This window comes from Klebsiella sp. HMSC09D12 (genome assembly GCF_001808475.1).
GTDB lineage: Bacteria > Pseudomonadota > Gammaproteobacteria > Enterobacterales > Enterobacteriaceae > Klebsiella > Klebsiella oxytoca.
Window position 1 is genome coordinate 111,948 of the sequence record NZ_KV793428.1, and the last position, 15,693, is coordinate 127,640.

Sequence of the window (15,693 nt, forward strand, 5' to 3'; positions counted from 1 at the left end):
CTCTCCCTATGCGCAGTCGCCGCTCTGCGACCGGTGTTGCTGATTGAAATGGTAAACCGCGCCTACCAGCCCGGCATCGTTGCCGTGGCTGACGGTGTCGAGATACTCCGCAATGCCAAACCAGGCCAGATGCTCGCGCAGCAGCGCCAGAAATCCCGGTCGTTCCACAATTCCACCGCCGATCAAAATCGTTTGCGGATCGAATAAGTTAACGAGGTTGTAAAGCCCGGTACCCAGGCCGTTAAAGAACTCAGCGACCAGCCGTCGACAGGTCGCGTCGCCCGCATCGTAGCGGTCAAAAATCTCTTCGCCGGTGACGTCATCCAGCGCTTTGCCGAGATGCTCAGCGTAGCGATGGCGCAGCACGCGCAGCGTGCAGTTTTCGTTCATCGAATAGCGCCGCACATCGCGGGTGCCCGGACGCGCGGTTTGCATATAACCGAATTCGCCGGCGCGGAAACGTGCGCCGTGGACCAACTGGTTATTACAGAAAATCGCCCCGCCGATGCCGGTGCCGATGGTCAGGACCAGGAAGTTGCTCATGTCGGCGGCTTTACCCCGCCAGCGCTCGGCCAGCAGCACGCAGTTAGCATCATTTTCAATGGCGACGGGCAATCGCACCTGCTGCTCAAGCCAGGCCTTGATAGCGAAGTTATCGAACTTACGGATGGCGCCGCCCATTTCGATAAAGCCGGTGTGCGGATTAACGTAGCCGGGAGCGCTGATCGCCACTCCTTTACATTCCGGGTGAGCGGCGATCCACGCCAGCATCGCCTGCAGGATCTGGTCGCCATCGCTGTCGATAAGGGTCTGCTTTCCTTTATCCAGCAGCTCGCCTTCGCGCGTCATTACCCCCATTTTTAACGCCGTGCCACCGATATCGAATGCGGCAATTTTCATCCTCAGCTTTCCTCCAGAATCCATCAAATTCTCGGTTTATCTCGCGTAGCAGCAGGAAAGAAACCGGTTTCAGTGGCATGATGATTATTCCTGAGAACGCTGGCAAGCAGAAGAATGTACCCGGTTTCATTTTCGTGAACGGTATCAAATTTGCGCACTTATCGGCCGTTTTACATCGACTGCAAAGCAGGCTCGCAAACGTTTGCTTTCCCTGTTAGAATTGCGCCGTTTTTTATTGCTACCGCAAACGCGTGGAGACTTCGCAGTGACCGATAAAACCTCTCTCAGCTATAAAGATGCCGGCGTGGATATTGATGCAGGCAACGCTCTCGTCGACCGTATTAAGGGCGTGGTGAAGAAAACTCGCCGCCCGGAAGTGATGGGTGGACTGGGCGGATTCGGCGCGCTGTGCGCGCTGCCGCAGAAGTATCGCGAGCCGGTTCTGGTCTCCGGCACCGACGGCGTCGGCACCAAGCTGCGTCTGGCGATGGACCTGAAGCGCCACGACACTATCGGTATCGACCTGGTCGCCATGTGCGTAAACGACCTCGTGGTTCAGGGCGCCGAGCCGCTGTTCTTCCTTGATTACTACGCGACCGGCAAACTGGATGTTGATACTGCGGCGAGCGTAATCAGCGGCATTGCCGAAGGTTGTCTGCAGTCAGGCTGCGCGCTGGTGGGCGGCGAGACGGCGGAAATGCCGGGCATGTATCACGGAGAAGATTATGACGTGGCTGGTTTCTGCGTCGGCGTGGTAGAAAAGTCAGAAATTATCGACGGCAGCAAAGTAGCCGATGGCGATGTGCTGGTGGCGCTGGCCTCCAGCGGACCGCACTCAAACGGCTACTCTCTGGTACGCAAAATTATCGAAGTCAGCGGCGTTGACCCGCAAACCACCGATCTCAACGGCAAACCGCTGGCTGACCACCTGCTGGCCCCGACCCGCATTTATGTGAAGTCCGTGCTCGACCTGATTGCCAACGTAGACGTGCACGCTATCGCCCATCTGACCGGCGGCGGCTTCTGGGAAAATATCCCGCGCGTCCTGCCGGACAACACCCAGGCGGTCATTGATGAATCTTCCTGGCAGTGGCCGGAAGTGTTCAACTGGCTGCAAACCGCGGGTAACGTCAGCAGCCACGAAATGTATCGCACCTTTAACTGCGGCGTCGGCATGGTCATCGCGCTGCCGGCAGACGCGGCGGATAAGGCGATTGCCTTCCTGAACGACAAAGGTGAAAACGCGTGGAAAATAGGGTATATCAAAGCCTCTGATTCCGAACAGCGTGTGGTCATTGAATGAAAAACATCGTGGTGCTGATTTCCGGCAACGGTAGCAACCTGCAGGCGATTATCGACGCCTGCGCCCGGAAAAAAATCAACGGCACCCTGCGTGCAGTCTTCAGCAACAAGGCCGACGCGTTCGGCCTTGAGCGCGCGCGCGCGGCGAATATTCCGGCTCACGCCCTCGCCGCCAGCCAGTTTGCCAACCGGGAAGCCTTCGATCGCGAGCTGATGCACGAGATCGACGCCTATGCGCCGGATCTGGTGGTACTGGCCGGCTATATGCGTATTCTTAGTCCGGCTTTTGTCGCCCACTATCAGGGGCGGATGCTGAATATCCACCCTTCCCTGCTGCCAAAATATCCGGGGCTGCATACCCATCGCCAGGCGCTGGAAAATGGCGATGAGGAGCACGGGACGTCGGTGCATTTCGTGACCGATGAGCTGGACGGCGGTCCGGTGGTATTGCAGGCAAAGGTGCCGGTTTTCGCTGAAGATACCGAAGACGACATTACCGCCCGCGTACAGGCGCAGGAACACGATATCTATCCCCTGGCTATTAGCTGGTTTGTCGACGGCCGCCTGCGCGCGGAGGGCAACGAAGCCTGGCTTGATGAAGTGAAGCTACCGCCGCAAGGCTACGCTGCCGAAGAGTAACCTCCCGCCCTGCGTTTTATCCACGTGGGGCTTTTTTTTGATTAAAATCGTTTAACAATCAAATATATTGGAGAAATAATTCTTCTTACTGTCATATTGTTGTGACAGAGTGAATCGCTATGCGGAAAATTTCGTCATAATAGTCTATGTCCTGTGAGTAAAACGGAGTGTGAGCTGTAATGGGCCAGGAAAAGCTATACATCGAAAAAGAACTCAGCTGGTTATCCTTTAACGAGCGCGTACTTCAGGAAGCGGCGGACAAAAGCAATCCGCTGATCGAGCGCATGCGTTTTTTGGGGATTTACTCCAACAACCTCGATGAATTTTACAAGGTGCGCTTTGCCGAACTGAAGCGCCGCATCATCATTAGCGAAGAACAAGGCAGTACCGCACACTCTCGCCATCTGCTGGGAAAAATCCAGGCTCGCGTGCTCAAGGCCGATCAGGAGTTTGACGGTTTATACAATGAGCTGCTGCTGGAGATGGCGCGTAACCAGATTTTCCTGATTAACGAACGCCAGCTCTCCGTCAACCAGCAGTCCTGGCTGCGCAACTACTTCAAGCTGTATCTTCGTCAGCACATTACGCCGATCCTGATTAACCGCGAAACGGATCTGGTGCAGTTTCTGAAGGATGATTACACCTATCTGGCCGTCGAGATTATTCGCGGGGATAGCATCAATTACGCGCTTCTCGAGATTCCATCAGACAAGGTGCCGCGTTTTGTGAATCTGCCGCCGGAAGCGCCGCGCCGTCGCAAGCCAATGATTCTGTTAGACAACATTCTGCGCTATTGTCTGGATGATATCTTCAAGGGCTTTTTCGATTACGATGCGCTGAATGCCTACTCGATGAAAATGACGCGTGATGCCGAATACGATCTGGTGCATGAGATGGAATCGAGCCTGATGGAGCTGATGTCCTCCAGCCTGAAGCAGCGTCTGACCGCCGAGCCGGTGCGCTTCGTCTATCAGCGCGATATGCCGGACGCGATGGTCGAAATGCTGCGCGACAAGCTCTCCATCTCTAACTACGACTCTATGCTGCCGGGCGGTCGTTACCACAATTTTAAAGACTTTATCGGCTTCCCCAACGTCGGCAAAGCCAATCTGGTGAATAAACCGATGCCGCGTCTGCGCCATCTGTGGTTCGATAAATTCCGTAACGGCTTTGATGCAATTCGCGAACGCGACGTGCTGCTTTATTATCCGTACCACACTTTCGAACACGTGCTTGAGCTGCTGCGCCAGGCCTCTTTCGACCCGAGCGTGCTGGCCATCAAAATCAACATCTACCGCGTAGCGAAAGATTCACGAATTATCGACTCGATGATTCACGCCGCCCACAACGGTAAGAAAGTGACCGTGGTCGTGGAGCTGCAGGCGCGTTTCGATGAAGAAGCCAATATTCACTGGGCTAAACGCCTGACCGAAGCTGGCGTGCACGTTATCTTCTCCGCCCCGGGTCTCAAAATTCACGCCAAGCTGTTCCTTGTTTCGCGTAAAGAGGGTGATGAAGTCGTGCGCTATGCGCACATAGGTACCGGCAACTTCAACGAAAAAACCGCGCGTCTGTACACCGACTATTCGCTGCTGACCGCCGATGCGCGCATCACCAATGAAGTCCGCCGGGTATTTAACTTTATCGAAAACCCCTATCGTCCGGTCAGCTTCGATTACCTGCTGGTATCGCCGCAAAACTCGCGCCGACTGCTTTATGAGATGATCGATCGCGAGATCGCCAACGCGCAAAATAGTCAGCCATCAGGAATCACCCTGAAGCTGAACAATCTGGTCGATAAAGGCCTGGTAGACCGCCTTTACGCCGCCTCCAGCTCAGGCGTTCCGGTTAATTTGCTTATTCGCGGCATGTGCTCGCTGATCCCTGGCCTCGAAGGAATCAGCGAAAATATTCGCGTCATCAGCATTGTTGACCGTTTCCTTGAGCATGACCGCGTTTATTGCTTTGAAAACGGCGGCGATAAGCAGGTTTGGCTATCGTCCGCGGACTGGATGACGCGCAATATTGACTATCGTATTGAAGTGGCCGCACCGCTGCTGGATCCGCGTCTGAAACAGCGCGTACTCGATATTTTCGATCTCCTCTTCAACGATACGGTCAAAGCACGCTATCTTGATAAAGAACTGAGTAATCGCTACGTGCCGCGCGGCAATCGCCGCAAAGTGCGCGCACAGATGGCGATATACGACTACCTCAAATCACTTGAACAGCCCGATTAACCTATGCCAATAAACGAAAATGCCCCTCGGCCGCAGGAGTTCGCTGCGGTCGACCTCGGTTCGAACAGTTTTCATATGGTGATCGCCCGTGTCGTTGACGGAGCAATGCAGATCATCGGTCGTCTGAAACAGCGCGTACATCTGGCCGACGGCCTGGATGAAAACTCTGTACTGAGCGAAGAGGCTATTGCGCGCGGGCTGAACTGCCTGTCGCTATTCGCCGAGCGCCTGCAGGGTTTTGACCCATCCAGCGTCTGCATCGTCGGCACGCACACGCTGCGCCAGGCGACAAACGCCGCAGAATTCCTCAAGCGCGCGGAGCAGGTCATCCCTTACCCGATTGAAATCATCCCCGGCAATGAAGAAGCGCGTCTGATTTTTATGGGCGTTGAGCATACGCAGCCGGAACGAGGCCGTAAGCTGGTCATCGATATCGGCGGCGGCTCTACCGAGCTGGTTATCGGCGAGGATTTCGAACCTCGCCTGGTGGAAAGCCGCCGTATGGGCTGCGTGAGCTTCTCTCAGGCCTATTTTGCTGGCGGCGTCATCAATAAAGAGAATTTCCAGCGCGCGAGACTTTCAGCCGTGCAGAAGCTGGAAACGCTGGCCTGGCAGTTCCGCATCCAGGGGTGGAACGTGGCCCTGGGCGCGTCCGGCACCATTAAAGCTGCTCACGAAGTGCTGGTGGCGATGGGCGAGAAAGACGGGTTCATCACTCCGGAGCGCCTCGAGATGCTGGTCGAAGAGCTGCTGAAGAGCTGCTGAAGTATAAAAACTTCGACTCGCTGAGCCTGCCCGGGCTGTCTGAAGATCGAAAAGCCGTTTTTGCGCCCGGTCTGGCTATCCTGTGCGGAGTATTTGACGCGCTGGCGATTAAAGAGCTGCGCTTGTCCGACGGCGCGCTGCGCGAGGGCGTGCTGTACGAGATGGAAGGACGTTTCCGTCATCAGGATATCCGTAGCCGCACCGCGCAAAGCCTGGCGAACCAGTACAACATCGACCGTGAGCAGGCGCGACGCGTGCTGGAGACCACCACGCATATTTATGAGCAATGGCAGGAGCAGAATCCCAAGCTTGCCAATCCGCATCTGGCGGCGCTGCTGAAATGGGCAACCATGCTCCATGAAGTTGGCTTAAACATTAACCACAGCGGCATGCACCGTCATTCGGCTTATATTCTGCAACATAGCGATCTGCCGGGCTTTAATCAGGAACAGCAAATGCTGATGGCCACCCTGGTTCGCTATCACCGTAAAGCGATTAAGCTGGATGATTTGCCGCGTTTTACGCTGTTTAAGAAAAAGCAGTTTCTGCCGTTGATTCAGCTGCTGCGCCTTGGCGTGCTGTTGAATAACCAGCGCCAGGCGACGACCACGCCGCCGACCCTCACGCTGAAAACCGAGGCCAACCACTGGACGCTGACCTTCCCGCACGACTGGTTTAGCCAGAATGCGCTGGTACTGCTCGATCTGGAAAAAGAGCAGGAGTACTGGGAAGGCGTACCTGACTGGTGGCTAAAAATCAGCGAGGAAGAGAAGCCTGACGCGGCCAGCTAGTTTATCTCACGCGGGCCGGAATTCCGGCCCGTTGTCCTGTCAAGCCTCAACCAGCGCCTCAAGCGGCGCTGGTCTGCCAATCTCGTAGCCCTGCATATAGTCAATCCCCAGCGAAATTACCGCCTGGCGAATCTCCGGCGTTTCGACATATTCGGCCACTACCTGCATGTTTCTCATCCGGGCCAGCAGGCAAATGGAAGCAACGGCCTGATAGTCCAGACTGCTGGAGACCAGATTACGAATAAAACTGCCGTCAATTTTCAGCAAATCCGCATTCATCGTTTTCAGCCGCGCGTAGCTGGCATAACCGGTGCCAAAATCATCAATTGCCACCCGGCATCCCAGCTCCTGAAGCTGCGCCAGGGTTTTACGCGCCTGTTCCGGATTTGTCAGTGAATGGTTTTCAGTCAGCTCAAAAATAATCTGCCAGGGCTCAATATCGTAATGCTCCAGCAGCGCTTGCACCTGTTGATGAAAATGGCTGTTGCTCACTGAAAAAGGTGAGATATTTATCGCCAGACGCATTCCCGGCAGCTTCTTGCGCTGCTTGTCCATAAACATAAGCGTATGTTCGAGTACCCAGCTATCAATACGCGCCGAGAAGCCAAACTCGTGTGCTACCGGTAAAAAGATATCCGGCATGACGATTTCATCATTGTCGTTCAACATCCTGAGCAGGACTTCGTGGTAGCTATCCCCGCGGATGCCGACAATCGGCTGCGCCATCAGGAGGAACCGATCCTGATCAAGCGCCTTCACCAGCTGATTCATTATCGCGACTTTGTCTTTCAGCTCTTGCTGCAGATTGATGGCGCCGCGGCGCTGTAAGTTTTCAGGGCTTCCGGTCGCCAGAGAAAGGTCGGCCGCGCTGTTGAGTTCGCCAAGCAGCAAATGCAGATGCATCACCGGCGAGCGAACGTTGCAATAGCTGAATCCCACGGGCGGCTGCAGCGGCATACCATTCCAGACAAAACGAAATTTTTTGAGGTGCTCATAGAGCTGGGGAATGCGCTGCTGATGGCCTTCACTGTTCAGATGAACCACCAGCTCATGCCCTGCCATCTGGTAGATATCCTCCCCAGGGCGCAGTAACTCGCTGAGCGACTCGGCCAGCAGCTGCTTGTACTGAATACGCAACAGAACACCGTAGTGGCGGCCCAAGATTTCCAGTTCAGGAATGCGCAGGAAACACAGCACGGACCAGGAGGATTTATTTAACGCCCGACTCAGCGCCCGGATATTAGGCAAGCGAACGACCGGATCGATGAAGGCCATCCGACGCATGCGCGAGTAAAAAACTCGCTGCTGCGTCGCCAGCATTGCCATATAGGCGATAATAAATGAAAACACCAGATAGCTGGAGGAGGTGATCGCCAGCTGATTGTTATAAATCGGGGAATGCGGGAGATATTGATAGTGAAAGTGAATAATAATAATTAAAACAAGTGACCAGACTAATGAAATAAAGCGATAGCCAAAGCGCATCGCCCCCCATAACATCACCGGCATCAGCAAGGATAACGTATAATTTGTACTGAATATGGTGCTCGTACTATTCAGCGGCATCAATAGAAGGAATAATAGAATTATCAGCACCACTGCCCATATAACAAATTCAAAGCGCTTTATTTTTGGGTCGATCTGTAAGCGAATTTGCGATATAAACCCGCGGATGTAAAGCGGATTGCGGATAGTTCGAATAACGAAGTAGCACAACGGCACGCCGGTTAAACATCCCGCCATCAGGGCCTGGAAGGTGATAAGCGAACGCAAACTTAAGGGATTGACCCCTATCAACCCGGTAGCGCGTGGATGAATGCCCAGATACTCGGCCAGCTGCGACAGGATAAGAAAGATCAGGGACGGCAACAGCATCTGCCAGAACAATCGCTGAGGCATCAGACTTACGTTGCCATGCGAGATTTGCTGCCTTCGCGGGACAAAAACGCGATAACCGCCCCAGCATAAAACGGTCGGAATAAGAAAATGGAAAATGACGCCGATAGTATCTTCCAGCGACATGCCGCGCGTAATGGAAAGCAACAACCCGAGAACGATCCCCGGTAATGCGGCCCAGCCGAAAAACAGCATCAGGCTCAGTACTAGCGCCAGGGGTAAATAGTAAAGAGAGACTTCATTACCATCCAGCAACGCAACGGTATTTGCCCATCGTGACACGGGAAGCAAACATACAGGTAAGATAAGCGGTAGCGCCCACCATTTATCCCGATATTGCCTGTAAAGTTTAATTAAGTTCATAGATGCTCTACGGATAACCCTAAATCCTGCAGGGTGTATTCAGGCAGGCATCCAACCAACCGTCATAATCGCGCCAGGAATAACAACGCGGAACTGGCTGGTGATTTTAGTTATCGCTGCGAACAGACGATTGATATAAATCAAGAAATCACGTAGCTGATATTAATAATACCGTTTTTTTAACATTCATCCGCTATAAGCAGAAAGCATGTAAATACGAGGATTATCTTATATAACATTAATTAATGTTTTGCCTGCGGGATTTTTACATCCTCATCAATTGACCCTTCCGCTTTCCTGTGCCTTAATACGCACATCGCCCAGCCTTTGGGTATACTTTAAGGAACCTTTTGTGAGTCAGGCACCCAGTATGCGTAAACGACATCGATTTAACCGTCGCATGACCCGTATCGTACTGCTTATCAGCTTTATCTTCTTCTTTGGACGCTTTGTCTACTCCTCTATCGGTGCCTGGTACCATCATCAGGACAAAAAGCAATCGCAGCAATCCACTATCACCGTTGAGCCTTCGGATTCAGCAAAAGCGCCTGAGCAAAAATAAACGCTCAAAAAGACTAATGCCGAAGCACAACCAGCACACCAGCCATCACTAACAATGTGCCCGCTATTTGTGCCAGCGAAATGGGTTCTCCCAGTAACCACCAGCTAAAGAATACGGTTAGCATTGGTCCCAGAAGGCCGATCAGCACGGCGCGTTCCGCACCAATGCGCTGCACGGCCGCCGACTGCCAGAAGATCGGTAATACGGTTGAGAAGAGCGCCATCGCGCCACACCATAGATATACCTGCCACGGCAGGTTAAGCGCGGATAACGGTTGAGCAAGATAAAAATGGGTTTGCGTGGCAAGAGATGAAACCAGCAGGGCAAGAACCGAGAACTTCATCGACCCCATACGCCGGATTGCCACCTCTGACCCGGCATTATAAATGGCATACAGTAAGGCCGCAGCGGCGATCAGACCACCACCGAGCACCAGGCTGTGCATATCGCCGCTAATCTGCAGATCGTGGACAAACGCCAGCAGAATTCCCGACCAGGAGAGCGCTAAGGCCAGGAGTACCTTTTTTTCGAAACGCTTACCCAAAAACAGGACGCCAATCAGAATAGTGAGCGCCGGGTAGGTAAATAAGATCAGCCGCTCAAGCCCGGCGGTAATATAGCGCAGGCCCATAAAATCCAGGATCGCCGAACCGTAATACCCCACTATTCCCAGCAGCAGTAGCAGCAGATAATCACGACGCTGCAGTGGTACACCGCTACGCAGCACCCGTAGAGCAACCAGGATAACGAAAGGTAACGACAGGGTCATCCGCAGCATGAGTAAAGTAATGGCATCTACCGTTGCCTGCTCGTAGGCAAGCTTGACGAATATTGCCTTAAACGAGAAACCAAAAGCCGCGCAGACGGAAAATAGCACGCCAATCAGCTGTGAAGATGACGCTTTATTCATCGTGAGGCCTGCTGCAATAAAGCTATCTGTCGCCACATCTCCGGCGAGTTTGAATACATAGGGAAATGCCCGCAATGCGGAATTTCCGCCAACGTTACACCACGGCGGGCAATAGAAGATAAATAGCTTAGCCCGGCATTCTGGTCGCCGTACATAAACATTTTTGGACACGGTAAATTAAGGAATTTCGCCATTAGCTCACCGTGGTCAGAATAATCCACCATCGAAGAGAAAATCCCCGGCACCGCTTCAGCGCGAACCTTTTGCGGCAGGCTGCTGGCATAGAGCGCGCTGGCCCAGGCTGGCGATTGGCGAGTGCGTTCAATAAAGCGCGCGAAGAAACGTTCCGCGTCCGGCTCAGCATATTGCACAATTTGCCGGCTCAAAAAGCAGTCTTCCGGCGCGATATTGCCCTCAATATTCACAAAACTTAGCACTCGCTCGGGGAAAGCGTGCGCCAGCAGAAGCGATGTTAATCCTCCCATTGAATGCCCGACCAGGTGAAAGCGCGTAAACCCCGCGTGGGAAATCACCTTCAGCGCCGTCTCAAGCAGAAAGGGTAACCCCATCTTGCTGTAATCAGCGCATTGGCTCTCACCACAACCCGGTGCATCCCAGGCAATAAACGGCTGCCCCTCAAAGGCTCGATGGCGCACGAAATCAGCGTAATCCTCTTTGCTGGAGCCAAAACCGTGAAGAAAGACGACCGGCTCCCCCGTTCCTTCACGGCTAATGGACGCGATATCAAGCCCGATGCCCTGCACCGTCATTGGCAAGCGCTGCCATGTCAACTCCGGCTGTATATTCATCATATCCTCATTGCTTATCATTCCCGGGCTGGAATCATAACCAGCTATGTTGATATGTAAATTCTTATAAAATAAACTCTGTGATACTAAATAAGTAACAGAATATCTCTCATGAGCAATATTGATTTTCGTCGTATTAAGCAGCTGTGGATGTTTCTCGCAGTAGCGGAAGAGGAACACTTTGGCCGCGCGGCGCTGCGCCTCGGGATGTCGCAACCGCCGCTAACGGAACAAATCAAGCTCCTGGAGCACGGGCTGAAACTCCAGCTGTTCGAGCGTTCGCGGCGCGGGACCCGCCTGAGTCCGGCCGGAGCCGCACTCCTGCCCGCGGTACGCCAGTTCGCCGACCAGCTCAGCCAGTTGGGCAGAACCGTCGATGAAATCGCCGCAGGCCACTCGGCGGTATTGAATATCGGGGCGATAACCTCGGCCATGCTGGAGACCTTACCCCCACTGCTTGAGGAGCTTAAGCGCGCTACGCCCGGGCTAACAATATTTATCCGGGAAATCGATAGTGTCGATGCGATCCCCGCACTGGAGAACGGTGAACTGGATCTGGCTTTTGTGCGCCTGGAAGGTGAGACCGAAGGCCACATCACGACTTTGCCGCTGGAAGAGTCACGCCTGGCTGTCGCGCTACCGGTCGATCATCCGCTGGCCTTACAGCATCGCGTCAGCCTGCGCGCGCTGGCAAAGGAGCCGATGGTAATGTCTGCTCGCCAGGTCAGCCCGGCCTGGTTTGATCTCCTCACCTCGCTGTGTCGCACCCACGGTTTTACTCCCCGCATTCTGCATGAGGTCCGCTCGGTAAGTTCACAAATTGCGTTCGTCAGCTGCGGCCAGGGCATCGCGCTGGTTCCCGCCTCCACCCGCAAACTGGCGCCGGCTAATGTGGTGATAAAGGCCCTGGAAGAGAAGCAGATGGTTGTTACCGCGGCGGCGGCGTGGAACAGCGAGCGTCACCACCCGCTGGTTGATTCAGCCATTGCTTTATTGAAAACACGCTACGCCTGACCATTCTCCAACTTCTGCAGTAAACGCAGGATCTCAGCAATACCTTTGCTGATAATTTTATCCTGCCGCATGATTATGCCTAACTGACGATGCAGCAGCGGAGTCAGTGATTGAACATTTAAGCCAATACGATCCTGCGGATGCTCTACCGCCATTCTCGGCACAATGCTGAACCCCAACCCCGCACGTACCATGCGCTTAATCGCCTCAATGCTGCCTAACTGCATGACTGGCGCTACCGCCCGCCCATCGGCAAGAAACCAGCCATCGATCAGATCCCGGGTTCCGCTTCCCGATTCAAAAGCGATTAGCGGTAATGATTGCAGAATCTCTGGCGTCAGCGACCACGGTAACTCATCCTGCCCATCGCTGAAAATACACACAAACTCCTCCTCTAACACCGGCATAACCGCCAGACTGCGTCCATTCGCCGGTAGCGTACAAAGCCCAAGGTCGAGCCGATTCTCTTCAATAGCCCGAACCACCTCATGCGTATTGCCAACCGTGACCCTCACCGTCAATAAAGGATGCTCATGATGTAGCTTCTGCAGTAACGGAGGTAGCAGATGAATACAGGCGGTTGCTCCGGATCCCAGCGTTACCGAGCCGCTGATTTCACGATTGAATTCACTCACCGATTGCACCGCCGCGCCCACCGCCAGTTCAATCTGCTCACTATGCGCCAGCAATGCGATTCCGGCCGCCGTCGCTTTAATTCCCCGCCCGGTGCGCTCAAGCAGCCTGGTTTGTAGAAACTGTTCCAGCTGACGTACCTGCAGGCTGACCGCAGGCTGCGACAATCCCAGTACGTCTGCCGCAGCGGAGAAGCTCCCGCGCTGTACGACCAGGCGGAACGTCGCCAGATTTCCCAGATTGAGCGTCATCATCACAAAGTTTCTCTTATAAGGGTCATAAACGGACCGGCCTGCCTGCACAATAGCGCGCAAGGTATGCTGCCGACAACAGCGTAACTGAATGGAAAATCATGAATACACCTGCGAACTCGCACTCCGCGCCGGGCTTTATCACGCTGGCCGCCGGGTGCAATCAGCTGATTAACTGGGGAATCTCGTTTTATATGCCCGGCACTTTTGCCAGGGCTATCGCTCAGGAGACCGGCTGGACCGCCACGGAAATCTATTTCGGACTGACCCTCGCCATGCTCATGATGGCGACGCTTTCTCCGTTTATCGCCCGGCTTCTTGCCCGCTTTGGCGGCCAGCGAATAGTGATTACCGGTACGCTGGCGATTTCAGCGGGGTGTCTGCTGATGGCTTACGTCCATAGCCTGACGGGCTGGTTCGCCGCCTGGCTTCTGACCGGCATCGGTATGCGGCTGGCGCTGTACGACGCGCTGTTCGCGGCGCTGGTGAATCTTTACGGGCAGCGTGCCAGGTTGACCATATCGCGCGTGACGCTGGCCGGAGGATTAGCCTCGGCCCTGTTCTGGCCGCTTGGCGCCTGGCTGCTGACGCGGATGGACTGGCGGCACGCGCTGCTGGTCTACGCCCTGTTTGGCCTGCTTAGCGCTCTTCTGTTGTGGAAAATGCCGAATACCAAATTACCGTTGCCGGTAAGGGTGAAAAAAAACCAGCAGCAGTCAAAGCATGATAGACGTCCGGCCCTGCTGTACGCGTCGTTGATTGCGCTGGTTACCTTTGTATCCAACGGCACGTCAACGCATCTTCCCGAGTTCATCGCCAGCGTTGGGCTCCCTGTCGCGGTGGGAATGCTATGGGGAATTGGACAAACCGGCGCGCGCTTTCTCGAAGTGGCATCCGGCTACGCGCTCACACCGCTGCGGCTAACGATATTGACGACCTCGCTGATGCCGCTCTGCTTTGCGCTTGGACTGAGCAGCGCTTTTCTGTCGTGGGCGGCCGGCGGATTTGTACTGGGTTACGGCGCGATCAACGGCCTGACCACCGTGTTTAAGGCCACTTTACCGCTGCAGCTCTTTGCCGCCGAGGATTATGCCCGGCTAACCGGCATTCTGTTGATTCCCGCACAACTGCTGGCCGCCATATCGCCGTTTACCTACGCATGGATTAATCATTATCTTGGGATGTCAGGCTGCTTAGCGGTCTCTGCCGCTTTGTCCCTGGTGGTAGCAGGGTTAGCAATAATGATTGCTATCAATCAATACAGACTAACAGCGACCATTCGGTAAGCTGAATTGACGGGAAATGGCGCCAATAAACCAGAGACTCTTACTTAACCACAGGATTAAATTTGTCTATAACGTCCCCTCTGCCATCTCTATTAAAAAAGGTCAACGTGGAATCGCCAATAGAGATTAAAAAATCAGCAGAATAAAACTATATAAGATTACAAGGAAGATATTATATATTTATTCTGCTAAAAAACTTCTAAAATCCGCCGCCCAGAAGATAGCCCCCTCAGACTAATGCGAAAAAATAAAAAACCAATGTTACATATAGTAATTAAATCTGATTTTATTGCAGCCACTTACTCCACAAACCATCAAGGTAAAATAAAAACAATTTAGTATCAATAAGTTACAGTGAATCAAAAAAACAACCACTCCGGTAATTCAATATCCCTGTCTCTAAACCTGTAGTACATATATTTCTTTTTTGATACCTTACGCCTATTAGTAATTTGGTCCATGGAGGACACCTTGAAAAAGCTTCCAGTAATTATAATCACGCTATCTGTACTCTTTTTACAGGGGTGCGCTAAACCAATTAAAAAAAGCCCCGAAAAGCTGAGAGAGCAACCGCCAAAAATGTTGAAATTTCAACGTTGCATTACTGATGCTAAAACCTTATCCCAGTTAGATAGTAAATATGAGAAAAGCACCAAAGAGCTGTATACCTTAGTTAATAATGCAAAATTTTATGCGTCTATAGCCGATGAGTCATCGACAAACGTAAGTTCAACAATAACGCCATTTTTTGATTATAAATTAAATGAAATATGTAACAACATATCTCTTATGTTAATTGAAGAATTTCAAAAAAATACTATTAATTCGATCAACAAAGCCAAGAGCTAGAAACAAGGATGTTTGATTTCATATGACAAAATTAAACAAACTAACAATTGCTTCATTATTAGTGTTCATTGCCCTAAATAAAACAGCATCAGCTGAACAAAGCGAGTTTCTTAACGCCATAAAAAATATAAACTTACAGAGTATTGGTGCAAATGAAACAGTAGAACCATCGGATAACAGATCGCAGAATATTAATAGTGAAGCCAGCATCAATGATAAGTTAGAACAAAAAATAAAAAACTCCAGATGAAGTATGAAAAACTATTGGGATCGTACAATGAAATAAAATTGAACGGTGGCTCTGGTAATGCGGAATCCCAAAAAACAACTATCTCCGTTCTCACTAATGAAAAGGATAAACTTAACGCTGAGAATACCGCGCTACGTAAGCAGCTAGCTGATGCCACGTCAACTCTTTCCGCCATGCGCAAGCAAGAAGAGCTGTCCTTCGCCAGTCAGAAAAAAGAACTGAGCTCTCTGGGC

The 15,693-nt window shown here is 52.7% G+C and carries 14 protein-coding genes and 1 pseudogene; 10 read left to right on the forward strand and 5 right to left on the reverse strand.

Features of this window, described 5'->3' with window-relative positions; translation table 11 throughout:
- Positions 1 to 6: 6 nt before the first annotated feature.
- On the reverse strand, positions 7 to 900 hold the full coding sequence (gene bglK, locus HMPREF3178_RS06110; RefSeq protein ID WP_004104432.1) for a beta-glucoside kinase BglK: 894 nt from the start codon (positions 898 to 900) through the stop codon (positions 7 to 9).
- A 265-nt stretch (positions 901 to 1,165) separates the two neighbouring features.
- Between bglK and purM the strand changes: the two genes are divergently transcribed.
- The 4 genes and pseudogenes from purM to ppx all read left to right on the forward strand — a co-directional run bounded on the left by purM (position 1,166) and on the right by ppx (position 6,637).
- Positions 1,166 to 2,203: a phosphoribosylformylglycinamidine cyclo-ligase gene (purM, locus tag HMPREF3178_RS06115; protein ID WP_004104433.1), complete on the forward strand. Its 1,038-nt coding sequence runs from the start codon at positions 1,166 to 1,168 to the stop codon at positions 2,201 to 2,203.
- Entirely contained in the window at positions 2,200 to 2,841 is a 642-nt protein-coding gene (purN, locus tag HMPREF3178_RS06120) for a phosphoribosylglycinamide formyltransferase (RefSeq protein WP_004114390.1), read from the forward strand. The genes purM and purN overlap by 4 nt, the downstream gene beginning before the upstream one ends.
- 179 nt (positions 2,842 to 3,020) lie before the next feature.
- A complete protein-coding gene (gene ppk1 / locus HMPREF3178_RS06125; protein WP_004104435.1) occupies positions 3,021 to 5,081 on the forward strand; it encodes a polyphosphate kinase 1 in 2,061 nt (686 codons plus the stop codon).
- A 3-nt stretch (positions 5,082 to 5,084) separates the two neighbouring features.
- A pseudogene (gene ppx / locus HMPREF3178_RS06130) lies at positions 5,085 to 6,637 on the forward strand (exopolyphosphatase).
- A gap of 39 nt (positions 6,638 to 6,676) precedes the next feature.
- Here ppx and HMPREF3178_RS06135 read toward each other — a convergent pair.
- Positions 6,677 to 8,896 (reverse strand): sensor domain-containing phosphodiesterase, encoded by a 2,220-nt coding sequence (locus HMPREF3178_RS06135; protein WP_024274550.1) that lies wholly within the window; start codon positions 8,894 to 8,896, stop codon positions 6,677 to 6,679.
- A gap of 370 nt (positions 8,897 to 9,266) precedes the next feature.
- Here HMPREF3178_RS06135 and HMPREF3178_RS06140 point away from each other — a divergent pair, with 370 nt between their 5' ends.
- Positions 9,267 to 9,458, forward strand: a complete 192-nt coding sequence (locus HMPREF3178_RS06140; protein ID WP_004104447.1) for a YfgG family protein — start codon at positions 9,267 to 9,269, stop codon at positions 9,456 to 9,458.
- Positions 9,459 to 9,471: 13 nt separating this feature from the next.
- Here HMPREF3178_RS06140 and HMPREF3178_RS06145 read toward each other — a convergent pair whose 3' ends face one another.
- The gene (locus HMPREF3178_RS06145) at positions 9,472 to 10,368 is read right to left on the reverse strand and encodes a DMT family transporter (RefSeq protein ID WP_004104448.1); all 897 of its coding nucleotides are present in this window, start codon (positions 10,366 to 10,368) and stop codon (positions 9,472 to 9,474) included.
- Positions 10,365 to 11,180 carry an alpha/beta fold hydrolase gene (locus HMPREF3178_RS06150; RefSeq protein ID WP_224226882.1) on the reverse strand — a complete coding sequence of 272 codons (816 nt, stop codon included), beginning with the start codon at positions 11,178 to 11,180 and terminating at the stop codon, positions 10,365 to 10,367. Before HMPREF3178_RS06150 ends, HMPREF3178_RS06145 begins: the two co-directional genes overlap by 4 nt.
- Positions 11,181 to 11,288: 108 nt before the next feature.
- Between HMPREF3178_RS06150 and HMPREF3178_RS06155 the strand changes: the two genes are divergently transcribed.
- A complete protein-coding gene (locus HMPREF3178_RS06155; protein ID WP_004104450.1) occupies positions 11,289 to 12,191 on the forward strand; it encodes a LysR substrate-binding domain-containing protein in 903 nt (300 codons plus the stop codon).
- Here HMPREF3178_RS06155 and HMPREF3178_RS06160 read toward each other — a convergent pair.
- Positions 12,182 to 13,078 carry a LysR family transcriptional regulator gene (locus tag HMPREF3178_RS06160; RefSeq protein WP_070585090.1) on the reverse strand — a complete coding sequence of 299 codons (897 nt, stop codon included), beginning with the start codon at positions 13,076 to 13,078 and terminating at the stop codon, positions 12,182 to 12,184. The genes HMPREF3178_RS06155 and HMPREF3178_RS06160 overlap by 10 nt on opposite strands.
- 98 nt (positions 13,079 to 13,176) lie before the next feature.
- Here HMPREF3178_RS06160 and HMPREF3178_RS06165 point away from each other — a divergent pair, with 98 nt between their 5' ends.
- From HMPREF3178_RS06165 to HMPREF3178_RS06180, 4 genes are all read left to right on the forward strand, one after another.
- Complete coding sequence (locus tag HMPREF3178_RS06165; RefSeq protein ID WP_070585092.1) at positions 13,177 to 14,361, forward strand: MFS transporter; 1,185 nt, start codon at positions 13,177 to 13,179, stop codon at positions 14,359 to 14,361.
- Between the two features lie 471 nt (positions 14,362 to 14,832).
- Positions 14,833 to 15,210 carry a hypothetical protein gene (locus HMPREF3178_RS06170; protein WP_049094944.1) on the forward strand — a complete coding sequence of 126 codons (378 nt, stop codon included), beginning with the start codon at positions 14,833 to 14,835 and terminating at the stop codon, positions 15,208 to 15,210.
- A gap of 22 nt (positions 15,211 to 15,232) precedes the next feature.
- Positions 15,233 to 15,460 carry a hypothetical protein gene (locus tag HMPREF3178_RS06175; protein WP_070585094.1) on the forward strand — a complete coding sequence of 76 codons (228 nt, stop codon included), beginning with the start codon at positions 15,233 to 15,235 and terminating at the stop codon, positions 15,458 to 15,460.
- The coding region (locus HMPREF3178_RS06180) for a hypothetical protein (protein ID WP_139146017.1) at positions 15,457 to 15,693 on the forward strand (237 nt) is incomplete at its 3' end. The genes HMPREF3178_RS06175 and HMPREF3178_RS06180, both read left to right, overlap by 4 nt.